This is a genomic window from Streptomyces sp. NPDC048349 (assembly GCF_040651925.1).
GTDB lineage: Bacteria > Actinomycetota > Actinomycetes > Streptomycetales > Streptomycetaceae > Streptomyces.
Genome location: NZ_JBEZLA010000005.1, coordinates 70,604 through 88,209 on the forward strand (window position 1 = coordinate 70,604; position 17,606 = coordinate 88,209).

Sequence of the window (17,606 nt, forward strand, 5' to 3'; positions counted from 1 at the left end):
CCCGGCCCGGGCGCCCGCCCGGGGCCGGACGCGCGCCCGGGGCCGGACGCGCGCCCTGCACACCGCACGCGCCGGGCCACCGGGGCCGCGAGCCGTCGCCCCGGTGGCCCGGCGGCCCGCGTACCCGCGGACCGGACGGCCCGCGGATAGGGTGGCCGGATGAGTGGTGAAAGGGACCTGCGGGTGCTGCTGGGTGGGATGCGGCCCGAGCTGCACGACGGGCGGTACGTGTTCTGTACCGTCCCCGGCTCCGCGGTTCCCCCGGGGACCGCCCCCGTCGCCACCGTCCTGGAGCCCGAGGGCCTCACGCTGGTCCTGCGCCAGGAGGACGCCGACGCGGCCGGCCTCGCCTACGACTACACGGCCGGCTGGATCACCCTGCGCATCCACTCCGCCCTCGACGCCGTCGGCCTCACCGCGGCCTTCGCCACCGAACTCGGCGCACACGGTCTGAGCTGCAACGTCATCGCCGGCTACCACCACGACCACCTCTTCGTGGCCGCCGATCGGGCCGCCGAGGCCGTGGCCGTCCTCGAGGCGCTCGCGGCGCGTTCCGCCCAGGACTGAATCTTTCCCGGGGCGGCCCCCCGCCCCATGTGCGCGGGCGTACGCTGATCTCCAGAACAGGCCCGGGGGGTACCAGCCATGACGGACCGTCCGTCCCGTCCGAACCACAGACGGCGCACCGTGATCGAACGCGAGGCGGAGCTCGCCCTCGTCGACGAGGCCCTGGAACAGCTCGCCGGCCCCTCGCCGGACACGGGCGGTACCCTGCTCGCCTTCTCCGGCGCCGCCGGCCTCGGCAAGACAACCCTCCTCGCCGAACTGCGCCGCCGCGCCCACGCCCGCTCCTGCACCGTCCTCGCCGCCCGCGGCGGCGAACAGGAGCAGAGCCAGCCCTTCCACGTCGCCCGCCAGCTCATCCAGCCCCACCTGGCCGGCACCTCCGAACGGGAACTGCGCGCCGCCCTCGGCAGCTGGTACTCCATCGTCGGCCCGGCCCTCGGCCTCTGCGCACCCGAACAGGGCGCCCCGCCCGACCCCCAGGGCCTGCGCGACGGGCTCGACTGGGTCCTCACGCACCTCGTCGTCCAGCGCGCCCCCGTCACCCTCGTCCTCGACGACGCGCACTGGGCCGACCCCGAATCCCTCGGCTGGCTCGCCGCCTTCGCCCCGCGCGCCGAGCACCTCCCGCTGCTCCTCGTCGTCGCCTACCGCCCCGACGAACTGCCGGCCCACGCCGACGCCTTCCGCACCCTCCCCGGCCGCGCGGGCCAGCGCCCCCTGCACCTCGCCCCGCTCACCGCACCCGCCGTCGCCGCCCTGGTGCGCGAGGCGGTCGGCGATCACGCCGACGACGCCTTCTGCCGCGAGGCATGGGCCGTCACCACCGGAAACCCCTTCGAGGCCGTCGAACTCACCGCCAAGGTCCGGGAGAAGGGCCTGCCCCCGGTCGAGGCCAGTGCCCCGCTGTTGCGCGACCTCGCCGCCGCCCAGCGCGGCAGCGGGCTCGTCTCCCGCCTCGAGCGCCTCGGACCGTCCACCGTGCGCTTCGCGTGGGCCTGCGCCGTCCTCGGCACCGACATCCCCCGGGACCTCGCCGCCCGGGTCGCCGCCCTCGGCACCGAGGAGGCCGTGGACGCCACCGCACGGCTGCGCGACGCCCGCATCCTGGCGGCCGCGACCACGCAAGACCCCGACGCCGGACTGGAGTTCGTCCACCCCCTCATCGCCACCGCCCTCTACCGCTCCATCCCCGACGCCCTGCGCGTCGCCCTGCACGGCAAGGCCGCCACCGCCGTCGTCGACGCCGGTCTCGGCCCCTCCGCCGCCGCCCGGCACCTGCTGGAGACCCACCCCGAGAACGACCCGTGGGTGGTACGGACCCTGCGCGAGGCCGCAGGCGAGAACCTCCGGGCCGGCGCACCCGAGGCGGCCCGCCGCCAGCTGGCCCGCGCCCTGCGCGAACCCCCGGACTTCGACGAGCGCGCGGCCGTCCTGTACGAACTCGGCTGCGCCTCCCTGCTCACCGAGCCCGCCAACACCGTCAACCACCTGCGCGCCGCCCTCGCCGAGCCCGTCGAGGACCCCGCCCTGCGCCAGGGCATCGTGATCCGGCTCGCCCAGGTGCTGGCGCACAGCGACCGCCTCGCCGACGCCTCCCGGGCCCTCGCACGGGAGATTCCGTACACCCAGGACGTCCGCGCCCGGCTGCGCCTGCAGTCGGAGCAGTTCATGTGGGACGCCTTCAACGCCGCCGAGACCGACTCCCCGGCCCGCTCCCGGCGGCTGGCGAGACTCGCCGACCGGCTGACCGGGCGCGACCTCACCGAGCGGTACGTGATCGGGCTGCGCGCCTGGGACGCCTGCCTGCGCGGGGAGGCCGTGGACGTGGTCCTGCACCACGCCGGACGGGTGCTGGAGCGGGGCTTCAGCTGGGCCCACGAGGACCGCGGGTTCGAGGTACCCGTGCTCGTGGCCATGGCCCACATGTACGCGGACCGGCCCTGGCGGGCGGAAGAGCTGTTCGAGGCGGGCACCGCCGAGTTCGAGCGGCAGGGCTGGCGCGGGGCGCACCTGTCCTTCGCGTACGGCCTGCGCGCCTACATCCGCCAGCGGCGCGGGCGGCTCGCCGAGGCCGAGGAACTGGCGCGGGCCGGACTGCAGCTCGCCGAGCGCGTGGGCCGCGGTACGCCCGTGCACTGGTACAACATCGCCATCCTCATCACGACGCTGCTCGCCCGCGGCCGGACCGACGAGGCGTGGGACCTGGCCCGGGAGCACGGTTTCGCGGAGCCCTTCCCGGCGGCGGTGGTCTTCCCCGACTCCCAGACCGTGTACGCCGAACTGCTGCTGTCCCGGGGCGAGACGAAGGCGGCCGCCGCCGAACTGGAGGAGGTGGGACGGCGGTTGACTCCCCGCGGCATCCAGAACCCGACGTGGTGCCCGTGGCGGCTGCACCTGGCCCGTGCCGTCGCGGGGGACGATCCGCAGCGGGCCCGTGCCCTGGCCGCCGAGGCCGTCCGGCGGGCCCGCGCCTTCGGCGCCCCCTCGGGCATCGGCCAGGCCCTGCGCGTGGCGGCCGAGGTCGCGGAGCCCGAGGACCGGGCGGAACTGCTGCGGGAGGCGGTGGCGCTGCTGGCCGCCTCCCCGGCGGGGTACGAACTGGCCTGCGCGCTGGCCGCCCTGGGCGCGGAGCTCGGCGACCTCGACCTGCTCGCCCGGGCCGTCCTGACGGCCCGGGAATGCGGCGCCGACGGCCTGGAGGCACGGGCGGCCGAGACCCTGCTGGGCCTCGGCGGCACGCTGCCCTACCCGTCCCCGGCGACGGACGGGCTCACGCCGGAGCAACTCCGGGCGGCCCGGCAGGCGGCCCGCGGCGACCGGCCGGCCGCTGCGGACCGGGAACCCGACTGGGTGCTGTCGGCGGCCTGCCGCACGCTGGGCACCGACCTCCCGGGCCTCGCGGCGGCCCTGGAGGCGTACGGAGGGGAGGCCCGCCGGGATCCGCGGCGGTAAGACGGCGGCGGAGATCATGAAACGGTGACGGGACACCGGCCCCCAGTGTTGTTGAACCTGTTCATATCGGTCGTGATCAGATGAGCGGTGGACCGCCGGCTCGATGGTCTGCGTGCGCAGCCAGAACCCCGAGGTCCGCTCCGGCGCCCGGGTCCATACCGGCAGGTCCGGCCCGAGCGCACCGAACAGCTCCTCCGGGGGCCGCGCCGGTCTGAGGCGCCCGGCCGGGACGCCCGCCGGGCAGGGTGCGCAGACGGACGCCGGATGAGGGGCCCCGCGCCGGAAAAGTTCGCCCGGCCACGTACCATGGCGGCATGTCCTTCCTCCGCCGCCACCGCGCCGCCACACCCGCCGGCCCGGACTTCGACGTCCTGGCCATGGACCCGGGGGACTGGCCGGGCAATCTCGGGGCCGGGCTGCTGCCCGCGCCCGACGGCAGCTGCCAGGGTGTCTTCCTCCGCTACGACCTGTTCGGCGGACGCGGCCCTGCGATGATCATCGGCAACCTGCCCGAGGGATCCCCCGCCCGCGACCTCTCCGACGGCCAGGTCCCCTTCGAGGTCGCCCAGCTCCTCGACGCCCTGGAGAACGACGAGGACGTCGAGGTCACCGGCGTCGAGGACTGCCCCGTCATGCAGGGCGACAACCTCCTCATCGTCCGGAAGATCAAGCTGTCGGAGTCCCGCATCTCCTGCGTCCAGTTCGACCGCAGCGACAACGTGCTGGTCACCATCGCCAGCTGGGACCGCCCGATCACCGATGACCTCTACGCCCTCCTGAAGCCGCTTCCCGCCGAGCTCTTCCAGCAGGGCTAGTACCCGATCACGCGTCCGCGATGTCGTTCGCCGCCACGTAGCCGAACGTCATCGCGGGTCCGATCGTCGACCCGGCGCCCGCATAGCTGCGGCCCATCACCGCCGCACTCGCGTTGCCCGCCGCGTACAGGCCCCGGATCACCGAACCGTCCGCCCGCAGCGCCCGCGCCCGCGCGTCCGTGACGATGCCGCCCTTCGTGCCCAAGTCACCCGGCACGATCTTGAACGCGTAGAACGGCGGTGCCCAGACCGGGGCCAGGCACGAGTTCGGCTGCACCCCCGGGTCCGTGTAGTAGTGGTCGTACGCCGTGTCGCCGCGGTGGAAGTCGGGGTCCGTCCCGTTCCACGCCTGCGCGTTGAACCGGCCCAGGGTCGCCCGCAGCGCCGCCGCCGGGACCCCGATCTGCCCGGCCAGCGCGTCCCAGGTCCACGCCTTCTTCGCAGCGCCCGTCTCGTACCAGGAGTCCGGGAACACGATCGTCGGCAGGATGTCCTTGAACAGGTACTTGTTGCGGTAGTTCTGGTCCACGATCAGCCACGCCGGGATGTGCGAGCCGACCGCGCCCCGGTCCTTGTCGTACATCACGTGCACCACGTCGCTGTACGGCGCCGCCTCGTTGACGAACCGGGCGCCGTTCCCGTTGACGATCAGCCCGCCCGGCAGGGTCCGCTCGGCGAGGCAGAAGTACGGCTCGCCGGGCAGCGGGATCGACGGCCCCCACCACGCGTCGTCCATCAGCGCCAGCGCGGCCCCCGCGCGCTGGCCGGCCCGGATCCCGTCGCCCGTGTTCTCCTTCGCGCCCACCGACCACTGCGTGCCGATGGGCTGCTGCTGGTACTGCGCCCGCATCTGCGCGTTGTGCTCGAATCCGCCCGAGCCGACGACCACACCGCGCCGGGCCCCTACGGTGCCCCGTACGCCCTCCTTGTCCACCACGACCCCGGTCACCGCGCCGCCCTCCAGGACGAGGTCCACGAGCGGACTGTTCAGCCACACCGGCACACCCGCCCGCTGGAGTCCGGCACGCAGCCCGGCCGCCAGGGCCTGGCCCATCGTCAGCGGCTTCTGCCCGAGCAGCGCCGCCTTGGTGCCGCGCGCCAGGCACTCCGTGGACACGGCGAGACCCTTGGCGTTGACCGCCGCCAGGTTGAGCCACTTGTAGTCCTGGCTGAAGACCACCATCCCGGCGGGCACCGGCATGTACGCCGGGTTCAGCCGGGCCAGTTCGGCGCCCAGGACGTTCCCGTCGATCTGGTCCGGCTCGATGGACCGGCCGTTCGGCAGCCCGCCCGGCAGGTTGGGGTAGTAGTCGCTGTACCCCTCCATGAAGCGGAACCGGAGCGGGCTGTTGGCCATCACGAAGTCCAGCATCCGTGGACCGTTGGCGAGGAAGGCGGCCTGCCGGTCGGCCGGCACCTCGGGCCCGACGACGGCCGCCAGGTACGCCGCCGCCTTCTGCGGAGTGTCCGGCACGCCGGCGCCCAGGATCACCGAGTTGTTGGGCAGCCAGATCCCGGCCCCGGAGCGGGCGGCGGACCCGCCGAAGGTGGGCGCCTTCTCGACCACCAGCACGCTCAGGCCCCGCTTGGCGGCGGTGAGCGCGGCGGTCATCCCGGCGGCCCCGGAGCCGACCACGACGACGTCGTACTCGCCGAGCGACGGCCCGGCCTGGGCGCCGTCGGCCCGCGCCGCGGCGGTCGGCAGCACGGTGGCGGCGAGCACCCCGGCGCCGGTCCCTGCCACGACGCTGCGGCGGGAGGGGAAGGAGGACTTCATGGGCGGTCTCCAGGCGGTGAGGAGGGAACGCGGGCGCGGCCGAGGCGTCCTGATGCCACGTTAGGTAGGGAAGGTGTTCGGGGGATCATGTGATGTCAAGGCACAGGGCTCTCCCGGCGCCCCGCCGGCGAGCAGACCCGGTCTACCGAGCTGATCGCCGAGGGGTTCGTCTGAACCGGACCCGCCGCGGCCGCCCGTACGCCTCCGCCGGTACGCGCCCGTACGCGCACGCTGCCGAGCCCCGGGTGGGAACCCGGGGCTCGGCAACCATGGGGAGCTGGAGTGGAGCTGGAGCGGGCGGGGTCAGCGGGTGCCGACCGCCGCGCGGACCGCTCGGCGCGCCATCCCGGCGTCGTCGTGCAGGCGGCGCAGCAGCAGCCTCTGCTCCTCACCCGAGGACAGGGCGCCCGCCGGCAGGGGCTGGGCCGGTGCGGTCGCCAGCATCGAGCGCTGGACGGCCGTCTCCGACATCCGGATCTCCCGGGTCAGCACCAGCATCAGGTTGACCAGGAAGGCGTCCCGCACCGCCGGGCCGGCCGACTGGGCGAGCCGGCTGATCTGGCTGCGCGCGGCCGGGGCGTCACCCAGTACCGTCCACAGCGTGGCCAGGTCGTAGCCCGGCAGGTACCAGCCCGCGTGCTCCCAGTCGAGCAGCACCGGCCCGGCCGGGGACAGCAGCAGGTTCGACAGCAGGGCGTCACCGTGGTTGAACTGCAGCGCCGTACCCGACAGCTTCACGCCGTGCAGCAGCTTCTGCAGGTCACCGAGGTCCCGGTCGGTCAGCAGGCCCAGCTCGTAGTCCCGGGCGATCCGCCGCGCGTAGTTCAAGGGGGTCCCGAACAACTCGGCAGGCGGACGCCACTGGTTGACCCGGCACACGGCGCCGAGCGCCGCCCGCAGGTCGACCCGCGGCGGGGCCTCCACCGGATGCCGCTGGAGCGCCGCGACCCGGCCCGCCATCCGCTCGACGACCAGGACGCAGTTCTCCGGGTCGGCGGCGATCAGCCGCGGCACCCGGACCGGCGGGCGGTGCCGGACGAACGCCCGGTACGACGCTATTTCGTGCCGGTACCGCTCGCGCCATTCGGGCGAGTGGTCCAGTAAAACCTTGGCGACGGCGGTCATCCGCCCGGTGGTGCCCACGAGCAGGACCGACCGGCCGCTGCGCCGCAGCACCTGGACCGGCGCGAACTCCGGACAGATGCGCTGCACCGAGGCGAGCGCGGTGCGCAGCTGCGCCCCCTGCGGCCCGGAGAGGTCGATTCTTCCGCTGAGCGGCTGCGATCCGGCCCCCGGCATCCGCCGTGCCCGTACGGTGCCCTGCGCCGCAGCCGCCGGACGGCCGGGTTCGAGGTAGGGGCCGCCGCCCGCGGGGAGCGTGCGGTGCGGCCGGACCGGGGCGGACACGGAGGACGTTGCTGCGTACATGGCGTTACGGATCCCTTCGTGCGCCGACGAGTTGCGTACGCCGCCCCGCCGGATCCCGTGCATCACCCTGGGGAGTTCCGCCGGTGACCGGGTCGGGGAGGCGCATTCCTACCTGACACCCGGCCGCGGGTGGCGGACCATCAGGCGTGCCCTGGCGAAGCCTGGCGAATAGTCGCTGGGCATCTGACGGCGGGTTACTGTCAACTCAGCCGAGAACCTGGGGGCTTGACGTGAGCAAGGGTCCAAACACCCGCCTGAACGACCTGTTCGGCCTGGCCGGCTGGTCCAAGGGCGAACTGGCGAGGATGGTCAACAGGCAGGCGGCGGCCATGGGGCATCCCCAGCTGGCCACCGACACCTCGCGGGTGCGGCGCTGGATCGACATGGGGGAGACCCCGCGCGAACCGGTGCCCACGGTACTGGCAGCACTGTTCACCGAGCGGCTCGGTCGTGTCGTGACCATCGAGGACCTCGGGTTCGTACGGCAGCGGCGCACCAGCAGACGGCAGCCGGGCGGGGCACAGGAAAACCCCGACGGGATGCCCTGGGCGCCCGAACGCACAGCCGCGGTCCTCACCGAATTCACGGGAATGGACCTCATGCTCAACCGTCGCGGTCTGATGGGCGCGGGCGCCGCGCTCACCGCCGGCTCAGCCCTCAGCAACGCCATGTACGACTGGCTCCACACCGACCCCGCGCACGCCAAGGAGGCGCAGCGCTTCGGGGACGCCTTCCAGGCCGACCCGGCGGGCTACGACCGCTACGAGGCCGCGCCGATCGGCTCCCAGGAGATCGAGGCGCTGGAACGCTCCGTGGAGGTGTTCCGCGCCTGGGACGCCTCCAGGGGAGGCGGGCTCCAGCGCAAGGCGGTCGTCGGCCAGCTCAACGAGGTGGGCGGAATGCTCGCCTACCACCACCCCGACCACCTCCAGCGGAGGCTGTGGGGAGTGGCGGCCAACCTTGCCGTGCTCGCGGGCTGGATGTCCCACGACGTGGGCCTCGAACCCACGGCGCAGAAGTACTTCGTGATCGCCGCGCACGCCGCGCGCGAGGGTGGCGACCGGCCGCGGGCCGGCGAGGCGCTGTCCCGGGCCGCCCGCCAGATGGTCCACCTCGGGAAGCCGAACGAGGCGCTCGACCTGATGAAGCTGGCGCAGTCCGGCTCCGGCGAGCAGACCCTGCCCCGCACGCGCGCCATGCTGCACACCATCGAGGCCTGGGCGCAGGCCGCCATGGGCAAGGGCCAGGCCATGCGCCGTACCCTGGGCGAGGCGGAGGAGCTGTTCGTCTCCGACAAGGGCGACGTCCCGCCGCCGAGTTGGATGCAGCACTTCGACGAGGCGGACCTGCACGGCATGCAGGCCCTCGCGTACCGCACGCTCGCCGACCACGACGCCACGGCGGCCCCGATCGCCGCCCGCCACGCCAAGGAGGCCCTGCGGCTGCGCGGCGACGGCTACCAGCGCTCGCAGATTTTCGACTACATCTCGATGGCCTCGGCCTGCTTCATCGCCGACGACCCCGAACAGGCCGACCGCTACGCCCGGCTCGCCCTGGTCTCGATGAACGAGACCTCCTCGCACCGGACCTGGGACCGGCTGCGCGAGATGTACCGGCTCACCGGCCAGTACGCCGGGTACGCGCGTATCGAGGACCTGCGCGAGGAGATCGAACTGGCCCTCCCCGACAGCCCGGCGCCGCGCAGCCCGCGCGGTTCGGTCGTGTAGTGGGACGAGACGCACGGCGGCGAACGCACGGAGACGAGAAGGGCCGCGCCCACCGGCGCGGCCCACAAGCCCCTGACTGAACCCACGAAGACGAACCCACGAAGTCCGGAGCCACGAAGTCTGGAGCCAGAAGTCCGGTGCTTGCGCACCAGCAGGCTCCCGACGCCTGCGCCTGCGCCTACACGCAGGTAGGAACCGGCAGGCTCCCGGCGCCTAGGAACCGACCCGTGCCACCAGCACGCACGCGTCGTCCTCGCGCTCGCTCTCGCCGAACTCCTCGATCACCATGCGCACGCAGTCCTGGGCCGACCGCGCCGCCGAGAACCGCGGTGCGAGCGCCAGCAGCCGCTCCGTCCCGTCGGCCCGGCTGAACTCGATGCTGCGCGGCGTCAGTCCGTCCGTGTGCAGGACGAGCACGTCGCCCTCCTCGAGGCGCTCCTCGGCCTGTCCGTACGAGGCTCCGGAGGTCGCGCCCAGCAGTACGCCCTCCGGCGGTACCAGCGAGCGGCCGGTGCCGCGGCGGAACAGCAGGGGGGCCGGGTGTCCGGCCTGCGCCCAGGACAGCACGCGGCGCGCGGGATCGTAGCGGCAGCACACGGCCGAGCCGAGGGCCGGCTGCACGGAGGTCTCCAGCAGCTGGTTCAGCCATCCCATCAGGGGGCCGGGCTCGATGCCGGCCATGGCCATGCCGCGCAGTGCGCCGAGCATCATCGCCATCCCGGAGGTGGCGGTCACCCCGTGTCCGGTCAGGTCGCCGACGGTCAGCAGGGAGCGTCCGTCGGGGAGTTCGAGGGCGTCGTACCAGTCGCCGCCGATCAGCGCGCTGGTCGCCGACGGCAGGTAGTGCGCGGCCACGTCCAGCGTGCCCGTGCTGTGGTGCGGGAACCGCAGGGAGCCGCGCCACGGGGGGAGCACGGCTTCCTGCAGCTCGACCGCCAGCCGGTGCTCGGTCTGCGCGATCTCCCGCTGGCGCTGGAGCGAGTCACGGGACTCGCGCACCGCCCGCTGGCTCCGGCGCAGTTCACTCACGTCCCGCAGCACGGCCCACATGGAGGCCGTACAGCCGTCGGAGTCGAGTACCGGCTCGCCCCTCATGTGCAAGGTCCGGACCCGGCCGTCGGCCCGGACGATGCGGAACTCGCCGTCGATCGCCTTGCCGTCCACCAGGCAGGCCGTGACCCAGGCCGTGAGCAGCGGCTGGTCTTCGGAGAACAGGGTGGAGCCGAGCTCGTCGAGCGGGAGCGCGCCCGCCTCGGGGGACCGGCCGAAGATCTGGAAGAGCTCGTCGGACCAAGTGACCTCGTCGGTCAGCAGGTTCCACTCGGCGCTACCGACGCGCGTCTGCGCCTCGGGTCCGGCCTCGGGCGCCGCCTGCGGGACCACGAGGGTCTCGGGCGCGGGCGGCAGGCCCTCCTTGAGCTGACCGAGGTGCTCGCGGAGGTCGTCGAGGTGGTGCACGGCGAGGTCGCACAGCGCGCGCTGCCAGCGGCCCTGGGCGTCGTCGTCGTCCACGACGGTGTCGCGGCGCACCGCGTCCACCTCACCCCGGAGGCGCCGGGTCTGCGAGATCAGTGCGTCCACCGACCCCGGCTCGGGCGGCTGCGCGGGACGGTCCGCGAACAGGTGGGACGGCATGAGAACTCCGATACAGGCGCGGCACGGCCAAGTCTGAAGGAAGGACCGGTTACGACTGTTGCACAGGCGGCGACGGCGTGTAAGGCGTTTGGCAACATCCGTAACGGTCTTGCTCCTGACATATGCCGTAGGCCTTCCGGCGTGTCTTTCCCGTACGAACGAATCCGGTCAGCCGAGGCCGCGGCCGCCGTGACCGGCGCCGGCGCGTCCGCCTTCCCGGTCCTGCCCCGGAGGCTTCCGACAGGCCAGAACCGGGCCGGAACCGGGCCAGAACGGGCCAGAACCGGCCCGGAAGCAACGGCCGGAAACAGGTCCTCTGCGCACGGCCGATCGATCGTACGGACGACACGTGCGAGCCGCGCACCTCCGTTCGGGTCGCGAGCGCCACCCCAACCGCCGTACCCCCGAACGAATGACCCCCTGCGCCGGCCCCGCGCGGCCCGGGCGGTTCGTCGCCGGGCTTCCCAGCTCTCCCCTTGATCGCTACCCTACGTGTCGGTAATGAGCCGGGGTGGTCCGCGTGCCGGGCCCGCGCAGGGTGGGGACGACACACATGACCGGGCAGAACCACCCCGCGGAGCGGAGCCGCCGCTCCTTCCTCACCTTCCTCGTCGCGGCGCCGACGCTCGCCCTCGTCACCCGCGCCGGAGCCGACGCGCTGGCCCCGCAGCCGGCCCACGCCGTGGTGCCGAGCCTGCCCGCCGTCGCGGACGTGATCGACCTCGGCGACCTCTTCATCCTGGCCGGCGCGCCCACCTCCGCCCTGCTGGCGCTCGCCGTCGAAGCGGACGGGGCCATCCGCTTCCGGCTGCCGCGCGAGGAGGTCGGCCAGGGCCTCACCACCGCCGTGGCCATGCTCGTCGCCGAGGAGTTGGACGCACCGCTGACCGCCGTGCACGTCGAACTGGACGACGCCAGGCCCGAACTGCTCTTCAACCAGCTCACCGGCTCCTCCAACTCCATCCGCTCCCTCTACGGACCGGTCCGCCAGTGCGCCGCCACCGCCCGGGCCCGCCTCGTGGCGGCCGCGGCCCGCCGCTGGAGCCTCTCTCCGGCCACCCTGACGACAGCGAACGGAGCCGTCCGCGCCCCGGACGGCCGCACGGCCGACTACGGCTCCCTCGCCGCGGCCGCCGCCGATCCGGGCCTGACCGTCCTCGGCGCCGCCCCGAAGAAGACGGCGCAGCACACCCTGGTCGGCAGGCCGACCTCCCGCGTCGACGCCCGTGCCATGGTCACCGGAGCCCAGCAGTACACCCTCGACCTCGACGTTCCCGGTGCGAAACCCTGCGTGGTGCGCCGCCCGCCCACCCTGGGCGGCAGCGTCCGCAGCGTCGCCAACCTCGCCGCCGTCAAGGCCATGCCCGGTGTGCTGCACGTGGTGACCGTCCCGACCGGGGTCGCGGTCGTCGCCGAGACCTTCGGGCAGGCCCTCGACGCCAAGGCCGCCCTCCAGGTCACCTGGGGCCCGGGTCCCGCCGACGCGCTGTCCGACGCGCAGATCCGCACGAAGCTGCGCGCCGCCACCCCGCCGCTGCTGGTGCCGCCCCTGCTGACCCCGCACGTGGACGCCGAGTTCGACTTCGCGTTCGTCAGCCACGCCCCGATGGAGACCAACTCCGCCGTCGCCGACGTACGGGAGGACCGCGCCGAGATCTGGTCGGGGCTCAAGTCCCCCATCGTGGCCCGCCAGACCATCGCCGCAGAGCTCGGCCTGCCCCTGGACAAGGTCACCGTGCACGTGGTCCAGGCCGGCGGCTCCTTCGGGCGGCGGCTCTTCTTCGACGCGGCCCTGGAGGCCGCCCGGATCTCCCGGGCCTGCCGCCGCCCGGTCAAGCTGATGTGGACCCGCGTGGACGACACCCGGCACGGCCGGATGCGCCCCGCCACCCACCACAAGATCCGGGCCACCCACCTGCTGGGCGAGGTCCTCAGCTTCGAGCACCGCGTCGCCGCCGCCGAGACCGACTTCCGGCACGGGCTCGGCGAGATCATCACCGCCACTGCCGCCCACCTGCCGCTCGGCATCGGCAACGCGACCCTGGCCCAGACCCTGTTCCTGACCACCGTGAAGTCCCCGTACCACTTCGGGCTCACCACCCAGGCGCTCACCGAGGTGCCGACCGGCATCCCCACCGGCTCCTGGCGGTCGGTGTACTCCGCCAACACCCGCGGCGCCGAGGAGATCGTGGTCGACGAACTGGCCGCGGCGACCGGCCGGGACCCGTACCGCTTCCGCCGCACCTTCCTGAAGACAGCAGCCCAGCGGGCCGTGCTCGACAAGGCCGCGACGGAAGGGGAGTGGGGGCGGCCGATGCCGGCGGGATGCGCGCAGGGCATCGCCTTCCACGAGGAGTACAAGTCCCGCACCGCCTGCCTCGTCGAGATCGACACCCGGGACCCGGAGCACGTGCGGGTGACCAAGGCCGTCATCGCCGTGGACGTGGGCCTGCCCGTCAACCCGAGCGGGCTGGAGGCGCAGATGATCGGCGGCCTCACCGATGCCATCTCCACCACCCTGCGCGCCGGGCTGCACCTGGACAAGGGCCTCCCGCTGGAGGGCAGTTACAGCCAGTTCCACTGGGCCCGGCAGCGCGACACCCCGCGCGACGTACGGGTCCACGTGCTGCCCGCCACCGGTGACGAGCCGGGTGGCGCGGGCGAGCTCGGCGTCCCCGCGGCCGTCGGTGCGATCGCCAACGCCTGGGCCCGCGCCACCGGTTCCGCACCCCGCAGCTTCCCCCTCGACTTCGACGTCGACTTCACCCCCTACCCGCGATAGCCCGCAGCCAGGAGTACGCCGTGCCCTCCCACACCTTCACCGTCAACGGGCAGAGCGTCACCGTGGACGCACCCGACGACCTGCCCCTGCTCTGGGTCCTGCGCGACGTGCTGGGCGTCACCGGCCCCAAGTACGGCTGCGGCGTGGACGTCTGCAAGGCCTGCACGAGCCATCTCGACGGGACCGACGTCCGGCCGTGCGTGGTGCCCGTCTCCGCCTGCGCGGGCAAGGAGGTGACCACCATCGAGGGGCTGGCCGACGGGGAGGACCTGCACCCCGTCCAGGAGGCCTGGCTCGAGCAGGACGTCGCCCAGTGCGGCTTCTGCCAGCCCGGCCAGATCATGGCGGCCGTGGCCCTGCTGAAGCGCACCGCCGACCCGACGGACGAGGACATCGACGCCATCGCCAACATCTGCCGGTGCGGAACGTACTTCCGCATCCGCGAGGCCATCCGCAGCGCGGCCGCCCGGATGTGAGCGGCGGCGGATCCCGGTGTTTCCCCCGTGATACCGGGATCCGGCCGCTCGTGGAGGCCCGCGCGACGGTCCGCGCCCGGCCGGCGCACGACGCCCCACTCGGCCCCACGGCCGACGCTCCGGGCATCTGCGTCCCCGGCGCCCGCAAGCGGCTGACCCGTATCGAGGCGCTCCTGGAGCGCTCCCTGCCCCAGTCCCCGCTCCAGTCCCCGGGCGCCCGGCACGACCTGTGGCCGGCGCACAGGGCGGACGAGCTCGCCCAGTGACACCGTCACCAAACGGGACGAATCGCGCAAGACATGCACGATCATTCCCCAATGAGGCGTATCAATGTGAAACGCATGCTGGTCGGTGAACCCCTCGACACCGCCCGGATGGGCGAGACCCTGCTGCCCAAGCGGCTCGCCCTGCCGATCTTCTGCAGCGACCCGCTCTCCTCCGTGGCCTACGCCACCGAGGAGATCCTGCTGATCCTCGCCCTCGGCGGCGTCGCACTGCTCCACCTCACCTGGTACGCGGCCGCCGCCATCGTCTTCCTGCTCGTGGTCGTCGTCGCCTCCTACCGGCAGACCTGCCACGCCTACCCCGGCGGCGGCGGTGCCTACGTCGTCAGCTCCGAGAACCTCGGACAGACCGCCGCCCTGACCGCCGCCAGCGCCCTCCTCGTCGACTACGTGATGACCGTCGCCGTCTCCGTGGTCTCCGGCGTCGCCGCGATCACCTCGGCCATCCCCGCACTGGACGACCACGAGGTCGGCATGTCCGTGGGATTCGTCGTCCTGCTGACCCTCATGAACCTGCGCGGCGTACGCGAGTCGGGCCGCGTCTTCGCCCTCCCCACCTACGGCTTCGTCCTCGTCATCTACCTCATGTTCGCCTGCGCCGCCGTACGCCTGGCCACCGGCGACACCATCCGCGCCGAGTCCGCCGACCTGCCCATCACCGAGGCGGGCACCTACACCGGCCTGGCCGTGGTGCTCCTCGCGATGCGCGCCTTCGCCTCCGGCTGTACCGCCCTCACCGGCGTCGAGGCCATCAGCAACGGCGTCCCCGCCTTCCGCAAGCCCAAGGCCAAGAACGCGGCGACCACCCTCGCCGCCATGGGCGTGCTGTCGGTGACCATGTTCATGGGCATCACCGCGCTCGCCATGACGTACCGGGTGCACGTCGCGGCCGACCCCACCGAACTGGGCCTGCCGCCCGGCACCGCAACCTCCACCGCCCTCGCCCAGATCGGCCGCGCCACCTTCGGGAGCTGGCACTTCCTCTTCTACCTGCTCCAGGCCGTCACCGCCGGCGTGCTGGTCCTCGCCGCGAACACCGCCTTCAACGGCTTCCCGATGCTCGCCTCGATCCTGGCCAAGGACCGCTACGCGCCCCGCCAGCTCTTCAACCGGGGCGACCGGCTCGTCTACTCCAACGGCGTCGTGCTCCTCGCACTCGCCGCCATCGCCCTGATCGTCGCGTTCGACGCCGAACTGACCAGGCTCATCCAGCTCTACATCATCGGCGTCTTCGTCTCCTTCACCCTCTCCCAGGCGGGCATGGTCCGGCACTGGAGGAAGGAGCTGGCCTCACCGGCCACCCCGCGCGAGGAGCGGGTGCACATCCACCGCCGGCTCGCCATCAACGCGGTCGGCGCCTCCCTGACCGCCCTGGTCCTGGTCATCGTCCTGATCACCAAGTTCACGCACGGCGCCTGGCTGGTCGTCATCGCCATGCCCCTGCTGTTCCTCGGCATGAAGGGCGTACGCCGCCACTACGACCAGGTCGCCCGGCAGGTCGCCGTCCCGCCCGGCGCGAAGCCGCGCAAACCCGCCCGCCACCACGTCCTGGTCCTCGTCTCCTCCGTGCACGCCCCCACCCTCAAGGCACTCGGCTACGCGCAGGGCCTGCGCCCCGAGACGCTGACCGCGGTCACCGTCGCGGCGGACGAGGGGGAAGCCGCCCGGCTGCGCGAGGAGTGGGCCGAGCACGACCCGGGCCTCCCGCTGAAGATCCTGCACTCGCCGTACCGCGAGGTGGTGGCCCCGGTCCTGGCCCTCGTCCAGGAGCTGGCGGCGGACAGTTCGACGGACGTGCTCTCGGTGGTGATCCCGGAGTACGTGGTCGGCCACTGGTGGGAGCAGCCCCTGCACAACCAGAACGCCCTGCGGCTCAAGGCCCGGCTGCTGTTCACCCCGGGAGTCGCGGTGATCGACGTGCCGTACCTGCTGGAGTCGGCGAAGTCGTCGGACGCGCCGTAGCGGAGGCGGCGGCCCGCTGGGCCACCGCCGCGTGCGCCAGCGCGAGTTCCACCACGTGCACGGGGTCCGACAGGGCGCGGCCCGTGAGCTGCTCCAGGCGGCGCAGCCGGTTCGAGACGGTGTTGCGGTGGCAGTACAGCCGCTGCGCGGCGTGCGTCGTCGAGCCCTGGCAGGCCAGCCAGGTGCCCAGCGTGGTCAGCAGCAGCCGGCGGTCCTGCGCGGGCAGCGCCAGCACCGGGCCCAACACCACCGTCCGGAGCCGTCCGGCGAGTTCGGGCTGGGCCGCGACCAGCGCCGCCGGCAGACCCTCGTCCAGCAGCGCGGTGCGCGGGCCGCCGGGCTCGGGGGCGGTGCGCAGCGCGAGGGCGGCGAGCCGGTGCGCCCCGGCCAGCTCGGCCGGCGTCTCCACGACCGGGCTGACCCCGGCGCGAACCCCGAGCGGCGCGAGCAGTTCCCGTACGGATTCCAGCGGATGGTGGCCCAGCTCCACCAGGCCGCTCTCGCCGTCGGCCCGGATCCGCCACAGCACCCGGGGCGCTCCCGCGGCGCCGGGGCCCGCCACGGCCGTCTGCGCGGCCCCGGGGTCGCCGGCGGCGGCCACCGCGACCACGGCGAACCGGCCGCGCTCGGCAAGCCCCAGCTGCGCCGCGGCCTCGCAGGCCGCGGGGCCGCCGGGCACGGCTGCGCCGTCCAGCAGCACGTCCAGCAGGGCCGCGCGGCGCTCCCGGTCGCGGCCCGCGCGGGCGGCCTCGGTGCGGCGGTAGGACTCGGACACGGCGTCCGTCATCTGGTCCAGGACGTCCCACAGGGCGCTCGCACCCGGCAGCAGGCGGGGCAGCGCCGACCGGTCGTGCGCGGCCACCGCCTCGGTCAGGGCCGTCCAGAGCAGCCGCCCGCCGCTGCGGTAGGCGCGCAGCAACGACGTGAGCGGCACCCCCTGCTGCGCTCGCAGCGTGCCGGTGGCCCGGGCGTCGTCGAGCTCCACCGGCAGGCCGCGGGACCTGCGGAGCAGGGCCTCGACGGCCTGGCCCAGGTTGTGGTGGATCCGCTCGCGCAGCTCGGCCCGGCCGAGCAGGGCGGCGTACGCGGGATCCTCGGCCAGCGTCCGGTCGGCGAGCCGGTCCGCCGCCACGGCGAGGCGGCGGGCCAGGTCCTCGCGTATCTCCTCGATGATCCGCTCCATGACGGGCAGCCTGGCACG

Annotated in this window: 12 protein-coding genes; 8 read left to right on the top strand and 4 right to left on the bottom strand. The window is 73.8% G+C overall.

Annotated elements, in window-relative coordinates; genetic code table 11:
- The first annotated feature begins 159 nt into the window (after positions 1-159).
- The 3 genes from AB0D44_RS05305 (at position 160) to AB0D44_RS05315 (ending at position 4,334) form a co-directional block, all read left to right on the top strand.
- Entirely contained in the window at positions 160-567 is a 408-nt protein-coding gene (locus tag AB0D44_RS05305) for an ACT domain-containing protein (RefSeq protein ID WP_362584651.1), read from the top strand.
- A gap of 78 nt (positions 568-645) precedes the next feature.
- Positions 646-3,519 carry an AAA family ATPase gene (locus AB0D44_RS05310; protein WP_362584654.1) on the top strand — a complete coding sequence of 958 codons (2,874 nt, stop codon included), beginning with the start codon at positions 646-648 and terminating at the stop codon, positions 3,517-3,519.
- 314 nt (positions 3,520-3,833) lie between these two features.
- Complete coding sequence (locus AB0D44_RS05315) at positions 3,834-4,334, top strand: hypothetical protein (protein ID WP_362584656.1); 501 nt, start codon at positions 3,834-3,836, stop codon at positions 4,332-4,334.
- A 7-nt stretch (positions 4,335-4,341) separates the two neighbouring features.
- On the opposite strand, the gene kstD is transcribed toward AB0D44_RS05315, so the two are convergent.
- Positions 4,342-6,111: a 3-oxosteroid 1-dehydrogenase gene (gene kstD, locus AB0D44_RS05320; protein ID WP_362584659.1), complete on the bottom strand. Its 1,770-nt coding sequence runs from the start codon at positions 6,109-6,111 to the stop codon at positions 4,342-4,344.
- A 303-nt stretch (positions 6,112-6,414) separates the two neighbouring features.
- Positions 6,415-7,539 carry an aminoglycoside phosphotransferase family protein gene (locus AB0D44_RS05325; protein ID WP_362584662.1) on the bottom strand — a complete coding sequence of 375 codons (1,125 nt, stop codon included), beginning with the start codon at positions 7,537-7,539 and terminating at the stop codon, positions 6,415-6,417.
- 230 nt (positions 7,540-7,769) lie between these two features.
- Between AB0D44_RS05325 and AB0D44_RS05330 the strand changes: the two genes are divergently transcribed.
- Positions 7,770-9,266, top strand: a complete 1,497-nt coding sequence (locus tag AB0D44_RS05330; protein WP_362584665.1) for a hypothetical protein — start codon at positions 7,770-7,772, stop codon at positions 9,264-9,266.
- Between the two features lie 213 nt (positions 9,267-9,479).
- Here AB0D44_RS05330 and AB0D44_RS05335 read toward each other — a convergent pair whose 3' ends face one another.
- Positions 9,480-10,901 (bottom strand): SpoIIE family protein phosphatase, encoded by a 1,422-nt coding sequence (locus tag AB0D44_RS05335; RefSeq protein WP_362584668.1) that lies wholly within the window; start codon positions 10,899-10,901, stop codon positions 9,480-9,482.
- A gap of 553 nt (positions 10,902-11,454) precedes the next feature.
- Here AB0D44_RS05335 and AB0D44_RS05340 point away from each other — a divergent pair.
- The 4 genes from AB0D44_RS05340 to AB0D44_RS05355 are packed head-to-tail and all read left to right on the top strand — an operon-like array spanning position 11,455 to position 16,405.
- Positions 11,455-13,683 carry a molybdopterin cofactor-binding domain-containing protein gene (locus AB0D44_RS05340; protein ID WP_362584670.1) on the top strand — a complete coding sequence of 743 codons (2,229 nt, stop codon included), beginning with the start codon at positions 11,455-11,457 and terminating at the stop codon, positions 13,681-13,683.
- A gap of 20 nt (positions 13,684-13,703) precedes the next feature.
- Positions 13,704-14,159, top strand: coding sequence for a (2Fe-2S)-binding protein (locus tag AB0D44_RS05345; RefSeq protein ID WP_362584672.1), 456 nt, complete (start codon positions 13,704-13,706; stop codon positions 14,157-14,159).
- A 50-nt stretch (positions 14,160-14,209) separates the two neighbouring features.
- Positions 14,210-14,425 carry a hypothetical protein gene (locus AB0D44_RS05350; protein WP_362584675.1) on the top strand — a complete coding sequence of 72 codons (216 nt, stop codon included), beginning with the start codon at positions 14,210-14,212 and terminating at the stop codon, positions 14,423-14,425.
- 51 nt (positions 14,426-14,476) lie between these two features.
- Positions 14,477-16,405 (top strand): APC family permease, encoded by a 1,929-nt coding sequence (locus tag AB0D44_RS05355; RefSeq protein WP_362584677.1) that lies wholly within the window; start codon positions 14,477-14,479, stop codon positions 16,403-16,405.
- Here the strand turns inward: AB0D44_RS05355 and AB0D44_RS05360 are convergent.
- A complete protein-coding gene (locus tag AB0D44_RS05360) occupies positions 16,335-17,588 on the bottom strand; it encodes a helix-turn-helix domain-containing protein (RefSeq protein ID WP_362584680.1) in 1,254 nt (417 codons plus the stop codon). The two genes, AB0D44_RS05355 and AB0D44_RS05360, sit on opposite strands and share 71 nt — an antisense overlap.
- Between the last annotated feature and the right edge of the window lie 18 nt (positions 17,589-17,606).